Annotated in this window: 13 protein-coding genes; 1 reads left to right on the top strand and 12 read right to left on the bottom strand. The window is 69.9% G+C overall.

What is annotated here, in order from left to right; all coding sequences use genetic code 11:
* Nucleotides 1-3: 3 nt before the first annotated feature.
* The 9 genes from G7045_RS13840 to alr form a co-directional block, all read right to left on the bottom strand.
* Nucleotides 4-1,233 (bottom strand): YbfB/YjiJ family MFS transporter, encoded by a 1,230-nt coding sequence (locus tag G7045_RS13840; protein ID WP_166160160.1) that lies wholly within the window; start codon nucleotides 1,231-1,233, stop codon nucleotides 4-6.
* A gap of 174 nt (nucleotides 1,234-1,407) precedes the next feature.
* Nucleotides 1,408-2,640 carry an O-antigen ligase gene (locus G7045_RS13835; protein ID WP_166160159.1) on the bottom strand — a complete coding sequence of 411 codons (1,233 nt, stop codon included), beginning with the start codon at nucleotides 2,638-2,640 and terminating at the stop codon, nucleotides 1,408-1,410.
* 9 nt (nucleotides 2,641-2,649) lie between these two features.
* Nucleotides 2,650-3,426, bottom strand: a complete 777-nt coding sequence (locus G7045_RS13830) for a glycosyltransferase family 2 protein (RefSeq protein WP_166160158.1) — start codon at nucleotides 3,424-3,426, stop codon at nucleotides 2,650-2,652.
* Between the two features lie 9 nt (nucleotides 3,427-3,435).
* Nucleotides 3,436-4,347 carry a glycosyltransferase family 2 protein gene (locus G7045_RS13825; protein ID WP_240919237.1) on the bottom strand — a complete coding sequence of 304 codons (912 nt, stop codon included), beginning with the start codon at nucleotides 4,345-4,347 and terminating at the stop codon, nucleotides 3,436-3,438.
* Complete coding sequence (locus tag G7045_RS13820) at nucleotides 4,337-4,543, bottom strand: zinc-finger domain-containing protein (RefSeq protein WP_166160157.1); 207 nt, start codon at nucleotides 4,541-4,543, stop codon at nucleotides 4,337-4,339. Before G7045_RS13820 ends, G7045_RS13825 begins: the two co-directional genes overlap by 11 nt.
* An 8-nt stretch (nucleotides 4,544-4,551) precedes the next feature.
* Nucleotides 4,552-5,490, bottom strand: coding sequence for a branched-chain amino acid transaminase (locus G7045_RS13815; RefSeq protein WP_166160156.1), 939 nt, complete (start codon nucleotides 5,488-5,490; stop codon nucleotides 4,552-4,554).
* 70 nt (nucleotides 5,491-5,560) lie between these two features.
* Entirely contained in the window at nucleotides 5,561-6,949 is a 1,389-nt protein-coding gene (gene radA / locus G7045_RS13810; protein ID WP_166160155.1) for a DNA repair protein RadA, read from the bottom strand.
* Nucleotides 6,950-7,013: 64 nt separating this feature from the next.
* Nucleotides 7,014-7,778 carry a hypothetical protein gene (locus tag G7045_RS13805; protein WP_166160154.1) on the bottom strand — a complete coding sequence of 255 codons (765 nt, stop codon included), beginning with the start codon at nucleotides 7,776-7,778 and terminating at the stop codon, nucleotides 7,014-7,016.
* Between the two features lies 1 nt (nucleotide 7,779).
* On the bottom strand, nucleotides 7,780-8,892 hold the full coding sequence (alr, locus tag G7045_RS13800) for an alanine racemase (RefSeq protein ID WP_166160153.1): 1,113 nt from the start codon (nucleotides 8,890-8,892) through the stop codon (nucleotides 7,780-7,782).
* A gap of 127 nt (nucleotides 8,893-9,019) precedes the next feature.
* Between alr and lplT the strand changes: the two genes are divergently transcribed.
* Nucleotides 9,020-10,285 (top strand): lysophospholipid transporter LplT, encoded by a 1,266-nt coding sequence (gene lplT, locus G7045_RS13795; RefSeq protein WP_166160152.1) that lies wholly within the window; start codon nucleotides 9,020-9,022, stop codon nucleotides 10,283-10,285.
* Between the two features lie 96 nt (nucleotides 10,286-10,381).
* On the opposite strand, the gene G7045_RS13790 is transcribed toward lplT, so the two are convergent.
* From G7045_RS13790 to G7045_RS13780, 3 genes are all read right to left on the bottom strand, one after another.
* The gene (locus G7045_RS13790) at nucleotides 10,382-11,944 is read right to left on the bottom strand and encodes an FGGY-family carbohydrate kinase (protein WP_166160151.1); all 1,563 of its coding nucleotides are present in this window, start codon (nucleotides 11,942-11,944) and stop codon (nucleotides 10,382-10,384) included.
* A gap of 222 nt (nucleotides 11,945-12,166) precedes the next feature.
* A complete protein-coding gene (locus G7045_RS13785; RefSeq protein WP_240919236.1) occupies nucleotides 12,167-13,744 on the bottom strand; it encodes a glycerol-3-phosphate dehydrogenase/oxidase in 1,578 nt (525 codons plus the stop codon).
* Entirely contained in the window at nucleotides 13,732-15,348 is a 1,617-nt protein-coding gene (locus G7045_RS13780; protein WP_166160150.1) for an FAD-binding oxidoreductase, read from the bottom strand. Before G7045_RS13780 ends, G7045_RS13785 begins: the two co-directional genes overlap by 13 nt.
* Nucleotides 15,349-15,381 lie beyond the last annotated feature (33 nt).

Below are 15,381 nucleotides of genomic sequence, written 5' to 3'. Positions count from 1 at the left end.
TAGCTATTGACGCCGCCAGCGCAGCACCATGGCAAGGTACACCAGCGCCCCCAGCACCAGCGCCCCTGCGGCCGTGCCCAGGGCCCAGTCAAAGCCCTGCGCCTGCGAAGGCGCGCGTGCCAGCAGGGCCGCCACCATGGGCGGGCCAGCGATCTGGCCAATGCCGTAGAGCGCCGTCAGCAGGCCGGTAAAGCCTGCGCCCGCCTGCGGCCACTGGTGGCGTGCCTCGGCCAGGGCAAAAAACGTGATCGCCGTGAACGGTATGCCCAGCAGCAAGCTGCCGAGCGCAAACCCCAGGCGCCCCGGCCACAGCAGGCCCAGGGCAATCGCCAGCGCCTGCAGCACGTAGGCCAGCGCCAGCAGCACGCGCCGGTCGCGGGCGGGAGAGATGCGCGTGGACAGCACCGCCCCCAGCGCCACCCCGAGGCCAAACAGCGGCCAGAACAAATCCGGCCAGACCGAGCCCGGCGGCAGCGCTGCACGCGCAATCACCGGCAAGAAAGTGGCCGTGACGATGTAGCCCAGCCCCGCCAGGCCGTAGGCCAGGGCCAGCAGGCTGCGTTCGAGCAGCGGCGTGGGCGCCGGCAGCTGCGCCGCCGCCGCCGCCGCCGTCGCACCGGCGCCGGTACCATCGGCTGGCGCCAGCGGCACGAAAACCCGCCACACCAGCGCGCACAGCAGGCAGGCGAGCAGGGCAAACAAGCCCCAGCCGGCAGCGGCCGTCCAGTGCGCCGCCACCATGGCGCTGGCCGCCAGCCCGGTGAGCACGATGCCCAGCCCCGGGCCGCAAAAAATCAACCCGCCCAGCGCCGGCGCCTTGAGCTGCGCCAGCCGCCCCAGGCACCAGTTGACCGTGCCCAGGAATACCAGCGCGCTCGCCACCCCGGCGAGCAGCCGCCAAAACGCCCAGCTGCCCGGCCAGGGCAGCAGCAGCGCCGCTGTCACCAGCGCCGTCGCCACCAGCCCGCCGCGCACCAACGTCGCATTGAGCGCCAGCCCATGGCTGGCCCCCGGCCCGTGCAGCAGGCGCGGCAGCGCCATGTACAAGAGCGCGCCGCTGAGGTAGCCAAAGTAATTCGCCGTCGCCAGCCAGCTGCCCTGGGCGATATCGACCACGCCGTCGTGCAGCATCATGGGCAGCAGCGGCGTGAAGGCAAACCGGCCAATGCCCATGGCCGAGGCCAGCGCGGCCATGCCGGCAAGAGCGATGAGGAGGGGGGAGGTCAGGGGCATGGTGGCAGACGGCAAGGACAGGGCCGTAATTAGTTTGCACACTTATAAAGCAAAACAGCCCGCCTTGCTGCGCTAGGAGCCTGTCGGATTTGGAGCGTCGAAAGCGAAAATCGGCCCCAGCGAGACCAGTTTTTGCCGGATTTGCAGCCGACGATTTCCAAGTCCGACAGGCTCCTAACCTGGGTGCTGCGCACGCCTACCCCAGTGGGCCTGTGCGCCCCACAGCAGCAGCATGAGGATGAAAAAATGGCTCTCGCGGGCGCTGAACAGGGGGGCGTTGATCAGGCTGTTCACGGCCAAGATGGCGCTCAAGCCCCACAGCAGAGGCCGATCGGTGGGCGCCGCCTGGCGCGCCAGCCAGGCCGGGGTGGCCAGCAACAACACGAACAGCAGCAGCCCGGGCAGGCCGTTTTCCATCCAGAAAAACAGGTACTGGTTGTGCGGATGCCAGCCGCCGAAATGGCACCAATCGGGCCGCCCCTTTTGCGTCACATGCTGACACCAGGTGTTGTGGTAGCTGCCCGTGCCCCAGCCCTGGAGGGGTTTTTCCAGCGCCATTTCAGCCGTCAGGCGCCAAAAATTGATCCGCCCGCCCACGCTGGTGATTTCCATGTTGGTGCTGGTGCGGGCTTCTTGCCAGCCCAGCGCCATGCGCTCGCGCACCACGGGCGAGGCCCATAGCGCCAACGCCAAGGCACTGGCCGCAGCCCCCAGCGCCCACCAGCGCCCCCGCCCCTGCCAGGCCACGAGTATGTACACCGCCAGCACCACGGCCAGCAGCAGGTAGCCGGTGCGCCCCTCGGACAGCTGCGTAATCGCCAGCGCCGCCAGCGCCGCCAGCAGCCACCAGGTGGCGCGCAGCCAGTGCCAGCGGGCGGCCTGGCCGCGCACCAGGGCCAGCAGCACAAAAAAGCACATCATGATGTTTTGCGTGATGTAGTCGCCCGCCACGGTGTGGTCGCCCCCCCAGCCCAGGGTCTGTTTGGCCGACCATGGCAGCAGCCACCAAATACTGGCGTACACCGACAGCAAAATGAACACCATGGCGGCAGCAAAGGCGTTGGTGCAGCGCCGGCGCCAATGCGCCTCTTGCAGCAGCGGCCAAAACAGCGGCAGCACCAGCAGCTTGCCGTACTTGCTCAGGTGCACCTGCATATCTGCCCAAGGCGCTGGGCTGTAGGCCACGCCCAGCAGCACGCAGCCGTACAGGCCCAGCGCCCACCACAGCAGCGGCGTGCTGCCTATCTGCTGCCAGCGCTGGCGCCAGCCGCCTGCCAACAGGGCCAGCACAGCGGCCAGTGCGATAGCGATGTTCCCCAACGCCAGGAACACCGGGAAGAACAAAAAACCTGCCACCAGCGCCCATTGCGCCCCGGTGTGCAGGCGCTGCTGCAGCTTGGCGCCCATGTTTTCTTTCTAGCGCCGCACGGGCGCGTTCAACTCCGCCCGGTCCACTTCCAGCGCGACGTAGCGAAAAAAGCATTCCAGACCGACGAAGAAGCTGTACAAGAATCCTGCCCGCCCACACAAAAAGCCACGCTGGAACAGGTACAGCCGTAAAAAATTGGCCAGCCCCGAGCCCATGCCGCGCAACAGGCCGCCGCGCTTGCCGGCCTGGTGGCGCTTGAGCGCGCCCAGCTGCACGTACTGGGCGAGTTTTTGCAAGCTGGCATAAATCGTCTCGCGCGAGTAATGCGGCAGGCGCGCACGCAGGCGGCGCGTGGGTGCGCTGCGGCGCAGCACGGCGCCTTCGTGCACGGCGCCGTCAAAGCGTTCGAGCAGGCGGCGCGGGAACAGCCGCGCCACGCCGCCGGAGCCACCCATGCGCGCCAGCGACTGGCCGTAGGCCATCTGCTCCCAGACGACTTCCCACACGGCCTCCTCGTCGCGCGCGACGACGGCGGCGATCTCCTGCGCCAGCGCCGGCGTCATGCGCTCGTCGGCATCGAGAAAAAACACCCAATCGCTCTCGGCCACATGGGCCAGGGCGCGGCTGCGCTGCACGCCAAAGCCCTGCCAGTCGGCGTACACCTGCACCTGCGCGCCCAGGGCCTGGGCCAGGGCGACGGTGGCGTCGCTGCTGCCGCTGTCGAGCACCAGGCGCGCAGCCTGCAGCCCCTGCAGGCTGCGCAGGCAGGCCTCGATGTGGTGCGCCTCATTGAGCGTGAGGATGACGACGGTCAAACAGGACATGGATGGGCCTCAGTAATGCACTGGCGCCGACCACAGGCCCTGGATGCGCCCCCACAGGCGCGCCACGTGCTTGGGTGAGGGCGCGAGCAGGCGCAGCAGCAGCAGCGCCAGGGCGCCGGCCAGGGCCTGGCGGCGCTGGCGCGCGGCCGGCTGCGGGCCGTGGTGCTTGGCGGTGAACAGAATCTTCGAGCGCGCATGGTGGTAGCCCCGGCCCCATTCCACGCGCAGCGGGCGCGGGCCGCGCACCGAGCCCCGGTTGGCGTGCGCCACGCGCACCGCCGGCTCGATCAGCACCGGCTTGCCGGCCTGCAGCAGGCGCAGGCACAAATCCTCGTCCTCGTAGTAGAGGAAAAAACGCGTATCGAACCAGTCGCGCGTCGGCAGGGCCGACAGGCGCAGCAGCATGGCGGCGCCGCAGGCATTGCCGACGCAGGCCAGGCCCTCGGCCCCGGGGCCGCGCGCGGCCCATTGCCGGCGCAGCCAGCCGTAGTTGAGCTGCGGCTGGCCCCGGCCATCGACCAGCTGCGGCACCACGATGGCGGCCTGCGGCCACTGCGCCATGCACGCCAGCAGCGCCAGCGCCTGTGCGGCGTGCAACTCGCAGTCGGGGTTGATGAGCAGGGCGTAGGGCGTGCTCACCCGCGCCAGGGCGGCGTTGTTGGCAGCGCCAAAGCCCCGGTTTTCGCCCAGCTCCAGCACCTGCGCCTGCGGCAGCTGTTGGCGCAGGACAGTGGCGGTGGCGTCGCTGCTGCCGTTGTCGGCGACGATGACGTGTGGCCAATCGGCGAGCTGCGCCGCCAGGGCCGGCACGCAGTGCGCGCTGTTGTAGCTGACGATGACGGCGGTGACGTCCCCTAAGGCAGGACAGCGCCCGGGCAGGGCGCTGTCGGCGGGCGGTGCAGCCGGGGGCTCAATGCCCACCCTGCACCACCTCCCCCGCCTTGAGCTGGTACACCGTGCCGCAGTACGGGCACTTGGCGCGCCCCTGGTGGGCGATGCCGAGGAACACGCGCGGGTGGTTGTTCCAGAGTTTCATGTCGGCCTGGGCGCTGGGGCAGTGGATGCCGCCGTTGTTGTCCAGGTCTTTGGCCAGCAGTTCTACGGTTGCTTGGGTCATGGTATTGCTCACACCTTGGTCAGCCAGTGGGCGTATTTCGGGTTGCGGCCGTTGACGATGTCAAAGAACGCGGTTTGGATTTTTTCCGTGATCGGGCCCCGGCAGCCGGCGCCGAGCTCGATGCGGTCGAGCTCGCGGATCGGTGTCACTTCCGCCGCCGTGCCGGTGAAGAAGGCTTCGTCGGCGATGTACACCTCGTCGCGCGTGATGCGCTTTTGCACGATCTCCAGGCCCAGGTCGCGGGCGATGTGGAACACCGTGTTGCGCGTGATGCCGTTCAAGGCACCGGCGGACAGGTCGGGGGTGTAGATGACGCCGTTCTTGATGATGAAAATGTTCTCGCCCGCGCCTTCGGAGACGAAGCCAGCGCTGTCGAGCAGCAGCGCCTCGTCGTAGCCGTCGTCGGTCGCTTCCATGTTGGCGAGGATGGAGTTGCTGTAGTTGCTCACCGCCTTGGCCTGCGTCATGGTGATGTTGACGTGGTGGCGCGTGTAGCTGCTGGTCTTGACGCGGATGCCGCGCTTCAAACCCTCTTCGCCCAGGTAGGCGCCCCAGGCCCAGGCGGCGACCATGGCGTGGATGGTGTTGCCCTTGGGCGAGACGCCGAGTTTCTTGTCGCCAATCCACACCAGCGGGCGCAGGTAGCAGCTCTCGAGCTTGTTGGCCCGCACCACGTCGAGCTGCGCGGCGTTGAGCTGCTCGGCCGTGAAGGGCAGCTTCATGCGCAGGATTTTGGCGCTGTTCATCAGGCGCTCGGTGTGCTCCTGCAGGCGGAAGATGGCCGTGCCGCCGGCGGTGTTGTACGCGCGCACGCCCTCAAAGGCGCCGCAGCCGTAGTGCAGCGTGTGCGTGAGCACGTGGATCTTGGCATCGCGCCATTCGACCATTTGGCCGTCCATCCAGATCTTGCCGTCACGGTCGGCCATCGAGGGAACTACGGGGCTCATGGGAATCCTTTGCAAGGGCGAGCGGCCAGCGGGCCGCAAAAAAGGCAATTCTACGGGCGCGGCAGGCGTTTCAATCGAGTCCGCGCACCACGGTCATGGCCTCGTCCACGCGCTCGACGGCGTGGATCACCAAACCCGCAATCGGCTTTTTCGGCGCATTCGCCTTCGGCACCACGGCCACCGTGAAGCCGAGCTTGGCCGCCTCCTTCAAACGCTCCTGGCCGCGCGGCGCGGGCCGCACCTCGCCCGCCAGGCCGACTTCGCCAAAGGCGATAAAACCCTTGGGCAGGGCCTTGCCGCGCAGGCTGCTGGTGATGGCCAGCAGCACCGCCAAATCCGCCGCCGGCTCGCTGATGCGCACGCCGCCGACGGCGTTGACGAACACGTCCTGGTCGGCGCAGGCGACGCCGGCGTGGCGGTGCAGCACCGCCAGCAGCATGGCCAGGCGGTCGCGCTCCAGGCCCACCGACAGGCGCCGGGGGCTCACCCCGCCGCCATCGACCAGGGCTTGAATCTCCACCAGCAGCGGGCGCGTGCCTTCAAGGGTGACCAGCACGCAGCTGCCGGGCACGGGCTCGCTGTGCTGGCTCAAAAAAATTGCGCTCGGGTTGGAGACGCCGCGCAGGCCGCGCTCGGTCATGGCGAAGACGCCGATCTCGTTGACGGCGCCAAAACGGTTCTTGATGGCGCGCACCAGGCGGTAGCTGCTGTGCGTATCGCCCTCGAAGTACAGCACGGTATCGACCATGTGTTCGAGCACGCGCGGGCCGGCGAGCGCGCCCTCCTTGGTCACGTGGCCGACCAGGATGACGGCAATGCCCGTGGCCTTGGCCAGGCGCGTGAGGTGCGCGGCGCACTCGCGCACCTGGGCGACGCTGCCGGGGGCGCTGGTGAGCTGGTCGGAGTACACCGTCTGGATGGAGTCGATGACGCACACCGCCGGCTGCTCGGCCTGTACCGTGGCGAGGATTTTTTCCAGCTGAATTTCAGCGAGCAACTGCACCTGGCTACCCTCGATGCCCAGGCGGCGCGCGCGCAGCGCCACCTGCGCGCCGCTCTCCTCGCCCGTGACGTAGAGCGTGGGCAGGCCGGCGCGCTGCAGCGCATCCATGGCCTGCAGCAGCAGGGTGGATTTGCCAATGCCCGGATCGCCGCCGATGAGCACCACCGCGCCCTCGACGACGCCGCCGCCGAGCACGCGGTCGAGCTCCTCGATGCCGCTTTGCGTGCGCGCCACCTCGTTCGCCTCGATGCTCACCAGCGGCTGCACCGCCTGCGCCTGCGCCAGGCCGGTGTACTGGCCGGCGCTGGCGCTCAGCCGGTTCTTGCCGCTGCCGGCACTCTCGGCCAGGGTCTCCACCAGCGTGTTCCAGCCGCCGCAGCCGGGGCACTTGCCGAGCCAGCGCGGGCTGCTGGCGCCACATTCGTTGCAGGTGTAGAGGGTTTTGTCTTTGGCCATGATGGATGATGAAAAATGCCGCAAACGCTGATCCAGCAAGCGTCAGAAGCTATTGTTTTAGTAGCTAACGACGCAGTTGCTGCAGCGCCTGCGGCAGGGTTTGCGCCCCGGGTAGCCAGTGGTCGATGGCAGCCCCCAGGGCCACGGCGCACAGCAAGGCGGCGAGCATGGGCTTGCACGTCAGGCGCATGGCGGCGCCCAGCCAGCCGTGGCGCTCCAGGCCCATGGTCGTGCGCGCGGCCACGCTGGCAAAGGCCAGCTCCACGGCCACGGCCAACAGCGCGTCCCAGCCAAAGAACAGCAGCGCCAGCGCCCCGGCGCCCATGAACAGCGCCGTGCCGATGGCAAACAGCGCCAGCACCGGCACGACCACCACGGCGCCCTCATCGGCGCTGCCGACGGCTTCGAGTGCGCCTTCGGCCCAGTCGGCGACGCCGGTTTCGGCCTGAACGTGGGTCTCGGCGGCGTCCATGCCGCTGGCTGGGGCCGGACGGGGCCGGGGCAGCGCCGCAGCAATATCCGCACCCAGTTCCACGCCATCCACGGCATCACCCAGCCCCACCTGCGCCGGCTGCAGCAGCTGCTGCGCCCACCAGCGCAGCAAGAGCAGGTAAGCGCCGTAACCCAGGCCCAGCGCCAGCAGGTAGCGCAGCGCCAGGCTGTCCACGCCCCAGCGGCGCAGCACGGTGGCGCCGGCCCAGGTCAGTGCCAGGGTGAAGGCCCCCATGAGCGTGCCGTGCAGGCGCAGGTGGTGGCGCTGCTGCAAATCCTGCGCCAGGGCCTGGCGCTGCAGCTGCAATGTGGCCCAGCGGCGGTGCAGGCCGGGCATGTCAGATCGCGTCCACCACGACGGGCACGCGCGGCGCGACGGCGCACATTAGCTCGTAGCCCACCGTGCCCGCGCCCTCGGCCACATCGTCGATGGGCAGCACCGTGCCGTTGCCCGCGCGCCCCCAGAGCGTGACTTCGCTGCCCAGGCCGGGGGCCAGGCCCGCTTCCAGCAGCGGCGTCAGATCGACGCTCAGCATGTCCATGCTCACGCGCCCGACCAGGCGTGTGCGCACGCCATCGACCAGCACCGGCGTGCCGTTGTCGGCGTGGCGCGGATAGCCGTCGGCGTAGCCGCAGGCGGCGATGCCGATGAGCATCGGCGCGCTGGCCGTAAAGCGCGCGCCGTAGCCGACGCTGTCGCCCGCCTGCAGCTGCTGCGTTGCCAGCAGGCGGGTGGCGAGCGTCATGGTCGGCTGCAAGTCCCAGTGGGCGCTGCGGTGCGCCGGGTGGTCGGGGGCGCTGCCGTAGAGGGCGATGCCGGCGCGCACCCAGTCGCAGCGCACCGGGGCTTGGTCGCCGTGGCGCAGCAAGGCGGCGCTGTTGCTCAGGCTGCGCTCGCCGGGCAGGTCGTGCGTGGCGGTATGGAACAGCTGCAGCGGTGCGGCCAGGCCGCCCTCGACATCGGCGTTGGCAAAGTGCGCCATGTGCGAGATTTCATCGACCTGCGGCAGCGCCGACAGCCGCGCCCAGGCGCTGCGGTAGCGCTGCGGCGTAAACCCCAGGCGGTTCATGCCGGTGTTCATTTTCAAAAAGACGCGGTGCGGCGCCTGGGTTTTGTGCGCCGCCAGCCAGTCGATCTGCGCCTCGCAATGCACGGCGTGCCACAGCGACAGGCGCGAGCACAGCTCCAGGTCGCGCGGCTCGAACACGCCTTCGAGCAGCAGGATCGGGCCGCGCCAGCCGAGCTGGCGCAGGCGCTGCGCCTCGGCCAGGTCGAGCAGGGCAAAGCCGTCGGTGCCGCGCAGGGCGTCGTACACGCGCTCGATGCCATGGCCGTAGGCGTTGGCCTTGACCACGGCCCACAGGCGCGCGTCCGGCGCCGCCGCGCGGCAGCGCGCCAGGTTGTGCTGCAGGGCCGGCAGGTCGATGGTGGCTTGGATGGGACGGGGCATGGCGGCAGGCAAAAAAGCGAGGACGGGCGATTTTTGCACCATCGGGGTGCGTGATATAACCCGCCATCCCCGTATCCCGGCCTTTTTCACCCCGCATCAGTACCGCTGATGCAGCCTCCCCTGTTCGATGAAGCGCGGTTTCTACACCATCATGGCGGCGCAGTTTTTCAGCTCGCTGGCCGACAATGCCCTCTTCGTCGTCGCCGTGGAACTGCTGCGCTCGGCCGGGGCCGCCGAATGGCAGCGCGCCGCCCTGGTGCCCATGTTTGCGCTGTTCTACGTGCTGCTGGCGCCCTTCGTCGGCGCTTTTGCCGACGCCCTGCCCAAGGGCCGGGTCATGTTCCTGAGCAACGCCATCAAGGTGCTGGGCTGCCTGCTCATGCTCTGGGGCTCGCACCCGCTGCTGGCCTACGCCATCGTCGGCCTGGGCGCGGCGGCGTACTCGCCGGCCAAGTACGGCATCCTCACCGAGCTGCTGCCGGCCTCGCAGCTGGTCAAGGCCAACGGTTGGATCGAGGGCCTGACGATCACCTCCATCATCCTGGGCGTGCTGCTGGGCGGGCAGCTGGTGGCGCCGCACCTGGCGGGCCCGATCCTGGCCTGGCAGCTGCCGGGCATCGACTTGCCGGCTGAGGCGGCCATCCTGGCACTGGTGCCGGTGTACGCGCTGGCAGCGGGCTTCAACCTGCGCATCCCCCGCACCGGCGTGTCCTTGCAGCCCATGCCGCGCCAGCTGTGGCAGCTGTTGACCGATTTCTGGCGCTGCAACCTGTGCCTGTGGCGCGACAAGCTCGGACAGATCTCGCTGGCGACGACGACGCTGTTCTGGGGCGTCTCGGGCAACCTGCGCTACATCGTGCTCGCCTGGGCGGCAGCAGCGCTGGGCTACAGCACCACCCAGGCCTCGGCGCTGGTGGGGGTGGTGGCCATCGGTACGGCGGCGGGCGCCGTCTGGGCCTCGCTGCGGATGCGCCTGAACAAGGCCACGCGCGTGATTCCGCTGGGCATTGCCATGGGCCTGCTGGTGGTGGGCATGAACCTGATCCACAGCGTCTGGCTGGCGGTGCCGTTTTTGATCGTGCTCGGCGGCCTGGGCGGCTTCCTGGTGGTGCCCATGAACGCGCTTTTGCAACACCGGGGCCACAACCTGATGGGTTCGGGGCGCTCGATTGCGGTGCAGAACTTCAACGAGCAGGCCGCCATTCTCTGCATGGGGGGCTTCTACAGCCTCTCAACGCGCCTGGGCCTGTCCGCCTTTGGCGCCATTGCCGTTTTTGGCCTGCTGGTGGCGAGCGTGATGTGGCTCATCGGTCTATGGCTGGCCCACAACACCCGCCGCCACCGCAAAGAGATGGGTCGGCTGCTCGCCATCGCCCGGCGCGATCACCATTGATGCTCCTGTTTTGATAGCTTGTGGCGCTTGCTGTACAAGCGCCAGAGGCTTTTTTTCTTGTATTTTGAGCCGTGTGGGGCCGGGCGTTGCGCGCGCTCAGTCGTGCGACGGATAGCCCGTAATCGCCCGAATGTCGCGGTACAGCGGCTGCAGCCGCTCATACATGCGCTGGTACACGCGCCGGTAGAGCTGCTCGTAGGTGCGCGCGTGCGCCGGCTCGGGGGTGAAGACCTGGCCGGTGCGCGCCATGGCGCGCACGGCGCTGGCGTAGTCCGGGTGCAGGCCCAGGCCGACGCTGGCGATGATGGCCGCGCCCAGGCCGCTGGTTTCGTACAAATGCGGGCGCTCGCAGGGCAGGTTGAAGACGTTGGCGGTGATCTGCATGGCGGCGTCGCTTTGCGAGCCGCCGCCCGAGACGCGCAATCGCGTGATGGGCACGCCCGTGCGCCGTTCGGTGCGCTCCTTGGCCTCGCGCAGGGCGTAGGCCAGGCCCTCCAGGATGGCGCGGTACATGTGGGCGCGGGTGTGCACGTCGCCAAAGCCGATGATGGCGCCCTTGGCCTCGGGGCCGGGCCATTTGATGCCGGGGTTCCAGAAGGGCTGCAGCATCAGCCCCTGGGCGCCGGGAGGCACGGCGCCCACCAATGCGTCGAACAGGCTCTCGGGTGCCACGCCGCGCGCCAGGGCTTCTTTCTCCTCGTGCTGGCCGAACTGCTCCTTGAACCAGCGCACCATCCAGAAGCCGCGCGTGATCTGCACCTCGGTGTTGTAGTGCCCGGGCACGGCCGCCTGGTAGGGCGGGATGAAGGGCGTGACCTCGCGGTAGCGTGCCGTGCAGGTGTTGAAGGTGGCCGCCGTGCCGTAGGAGAGGCACCCGATCTCGGGCGTCAGGCAGCCCGCGCCCAGCACCTCGCAGGCTTTGTCGGCCGCGCCCGCCACCAGCGGCAGGCCGGCGGGAATGCCGCTGTCCTGCGCCGCCTGGGCGCTGATGCTGCCGATGACGGTGCCGGCCGGCACCAGCTCGGGCAGCATGGCGCGGGTGACGGGCAGGGCGTGCCACTTCCAGTCGTGCGCGCCGGCCCAGCGGCCTTTTTTGTAGTCGAACGGCACGTAGCCGACCTGGTTGGCCACGGCGTCCACCATGCGCCCGCACAGGCGCCAGTGCAGGTAGCCCGGCAGCAGCAGGTAGTGCGCGGTGCGCGCCCACAGGTCGGGCTGGTGCTGGGCGATCCAGTTGGCCTCGGCCTCGCGCTGGAAGTGGCGCAGCGTGGCGCGCATCCCGATGGCGCCAAAGGCCAGCTCCCACCACCAGGGCAGGCGCGGCGCGTGCGCGGCGCGGCGGTGGTCGAGCCAGATCATGGAGGGGCGCAGCGCTTGGCCAGCGGCATCGAGCGCCACCGGCACCGCGCGCTGCGTCGTCAGCACCACGCCGGCAAGCGCCGCCTTGGGCACGCGCGTGTTGGCCCACAGGCGCTGCGCCGCCTGGCACAGGTGCTGCCAGAAGGCGTCGGGCGCGCATTCCATCCAGCCGGGCTGGGGCGACTGGTAGCTGGTGATGGGCACCTGCGCCTTGTCCACCAGGTGGCCCTGCAGGTCGAACAGCAGGGCGCGCACGCTTTGCGTGCCGGCGTCGATGGCCAGCAGGTAGGACGGGGTCATGGCGGCGGTCTCCTGTACTATTGTTTTGATAGCTGCTCACGCTTTATGGGTAAGCGCTAGCGGCTATTTTGCTTGATGGATGCGGGCCTTGGGCGGTGTGTGTTTGACTCCCTCTCCCGCGAGGGGGGAGGGGAGCAAAAACCGCCCTTTGACCAGGCGGATGGGAATCATCAAAAGATGTGGGCATACACAAGCCAGCGAGGGGGGAGGGGGCCGCAGCCGTTATGCATGGGGTGTTTGCTCCCCCGTTGGCAACTGGTAATGCGCGGCCACCAGCGCCTGGTAGCGGGCGGTTTCCTCGTCCCAGCGCGCGGCGCTCCAGTCCAGGTGCGGCGCGCACAGCTGGCGCACCTGCGGCAAGAGCGCCTGCGCGCCCTGGGGCAGCAGCAGGCCCAGGCGGGTGCGGCGCAGCAGCAGGTCGTCCAGGTGCTGCACGGCCTCGTGGCGTGCGGCCAGGGGCAGCTCCAGCCACAGGGTGTGCGTGCCGGCAATGCGCTGCAGGGCCTCTGCCGGGGCCGGGGTGCACCAGTCGGCGGCCAGGCTGCCGTAGCGTGCCTGCAGGCGCTGGCGCACGGCGGGGCTCCAGCCGGGGGGCAGGGCGCTGGCGGGGGCGAGCACGGGTGCGGCGCTGCGCACAAAGGGCTTGCCCACATGGGCGGCGGCCAGGGCCAGCGCGTCTTGCGCCATGGGGCGGAAGGTGGTGAGCTTGCCGCCGGTGAGGGTGATGAATCCGCCCTCGTCGCACACCACATGCTCGCGCGTGGCTTTCGATGCCTCCTGGTGGCCATCGGCGAGCACCGGGCGCACGCCGGCGTAGCAGGCGCTGACGTCGGCCGCTGCCAGCTGCGCACCGGGGAAGAGCACGTTCACGGCCTGCAGCAGGTAGTCCACCTCGGCGCCGGTGATGCGCGCTTCGGCGCCCAGGGCGTCGTGGTGGTCGAGGTCGGTGGTGCCAATGAGCGTGGCGCCCTCCCAGGGGTAGAGGAACACCGGGCGGCCATCGCGCGGGTGCATGAAGCTGATGCTTTGCGCCACCGGCAGGCGCCACAGCGGCACGATCAGGTGGCTGCCGCGCAGCGGGCGCAGTAGCGGCGCGCGCTGGCCGCGCAGCCCATCGGCCCAGACGCCGGTGGCGTTGACCACGCAGCGCACGCGCAGGCCGTACGGCGTGCCCGTGAGGGTGTCTTGCAGCTGCAGCGCCTGGGCGCCGCCGGGCGCGCGCTGCACGCTGCGCACGGCCAGGTAGTTGAGCGTGGTGGCCCCCGCCAGGCGCGCCGCGTGCAGCACGCGCAGCACCAGGCGGGCGTCGTCGGTCTGCGCGTCTTGGAACAGCAGCGCGCCGCGCAGCCCCGGTGGCGCCAGGCCGGGGGCGAGCAGGGCGGTTTCGGGCAGCGCGGCGTAGCGGTGCTGGCGCGTGCGCGCCATGGCGTCGTACAGCGCCAGCCCCAGCTGTACCAGGCGGCGCCCGGGTTTTTGGCCGGCGCAGTCGGGCAGCAAAAAGCGCTGCGGCACGACCAGGCCCGGGGCCTCGCGCAGCAGGCGCTGGCGCTCTTGCAGGCTGTGCCAGGTGGTGGCGATGTCGCCCTGCGCCAGGTAGCGCAGGCCGCCGTGCACCAATTTGGATGAACGGCTGGACGTGCCCCAGGCAAAGTCCTGCTGCTCGGCCAGCAGCACGCGCCAGCCCTGCGCTGCCGCCTGCTGCGCCACGCCCGCGCCGCTGATGCCGCCGCCGATGACGACCAGATCCCAGTCCTGGCTGGTCAGCCGGGCCAGGTCGGCAGCGCGGTTCATTCCTGCCATGGCCCGCCGTCCTGCAGCAGCTTGCCGGGGTTCATGATGCCCTGCGGGTCGAACTGGCGGCACAGCGCGGCCAGGGTGGCCATGCCGAGCGCGCCTTTTTCCTGCGCCAGGTGGGCGGCGTGGTCGCGCCCCACGCCGTGCTGGTGGCTGACGGTGCCGCCGTGCGCGGCGATCTGCGCCGCCACGGCGGTTTTCAGCGCCTGCCAGCGCGCAAAGTTGGGCGCAAAGCCGCCCGGCGCCGTGGGCCAGACGTACTGCGCGTAAATGCTGCTGCCCTGCGGGTACAGGTGCGACAGGTGGCTGAAAGCGTGCACCGGCGTGCCAAAGGGCGCGAAGGCGTCGCGCGCGGCCTGCTCCATGGCCTGCATCAGTGGCCTGACCTGGGGCCAATCGACGGCGGTTTCAATCGTGTCCACGCTGTAGCCCAGATCCCACAGGGTATTGCGCAGGTAGGGGCCTTTGAAGCGGTTGGCCGCCCACTTGCGCCCCATGGCCGCGCCGATGTAGACCGCGCCGTGGCGGCTCAGCAGGCGGCGCGCGGCGCGCAGCGCGTGGCGGGCGGTGGTGGCGTCGGCACTCACGCCCAGCAGCAGCAGGCATTTGCCGGCGCGGCAGCCGCGCCAGGCGAGGTATTTTTCCAGCAGGGCGATGGTTTTCTCGTGCCCGGCCAGGCGCAGGTTGGTGTCGGTTTCCACGGCGTTGGACAGGCGCAGCATGGACAGCGGCAGGCGCAGTTGCACCAGCGCGCGCACGGCGGCTTCGGCCGCGTCCCAGCTCGGCAGAAAAAGGGCGTGAAAGCTCTCGTGCGCCGGCAGGGGCGAGACGCGCACCGTGGCCTCGGTGAGCACGCCCAGGCGGCCTTCGCTGCCGAGCACGATCTCGCGCAGATCCGGCCCGGCGCTGGCGGCGGGCAGGGTGGGCAGGGCCAGCGGGCCCACGGGCGTCTCCAGCTGGCCGCCGGCAAAAAGCTGCTCGATGCGCCCGTAGCGCAGCGACTGCTGGCCGCTCGAACGCGTCACCACCCAGCCGCCGACGGTGGAGTATTCAAACGACTGCGGAAAATGCCCCAGCGTGTAGCCCTGGGCGCGCAGCTGCGCCTCCACCATCGGCCCCGGCGTGCCGGCGCCAAAGGTGGCGAGCTGGCTGGCTCCATCCAGGTGCAGCAGCTGGTTCATGCGCCCCAGGTGGATGGACAAGATGGGCCGCTCGCCCGCCGGACAGTCCAGGTGGCCCGCCACGCTGGTGCCCCCGCCCAGGGGGATGACGACCCAGCGCCCGGCCTGCGCCAGCGCCAGCAGTTCGCGCACCTCTTCGCGCGACGTGGGGCGGGCCACGCCGTCGGGCACGGGCGGCAGGTGGCCGCAGCGCTTGCGGATCCAATCGGCGTAGCTCTCGCCCCAGGCGGCAGGCAGGCGGGCCTCGGCGCTGCGCTCGATCAGCGGGTGCGCCGGCAGGCGCGAGGGCGGGATGCGCGCCAGCAGCCCGGCCAGCGGCGCATCCGGCTGCGGGCAGCCGGGGCCGAGCCGTTCGGCCAGCATGGCGCGCGCGCCCGTGCCCAGGTCCATTGAAGTGGCGTCGTCGCCCCAGCCGTTCCAGCGTCTCATGGTGTTTTCCTTGTTCGCCACACTGTAGGATGG

Origin of the sequence: Acidovorax sp. HDW3 (assembly GCF_011303755.1) — a bacterium.
Taxonomy (GTDB): Bacteria; Pseudomonadota; Gammaproteobacteria; order Burkholderiales; family Burkholderiaceae_C; genus Paenacidovorax.
The sequence above is the reverse complement of the archived record's forward strand: the minus strand, read 5'-3'. Positions and strand labels throughout refer to the sequence as shown.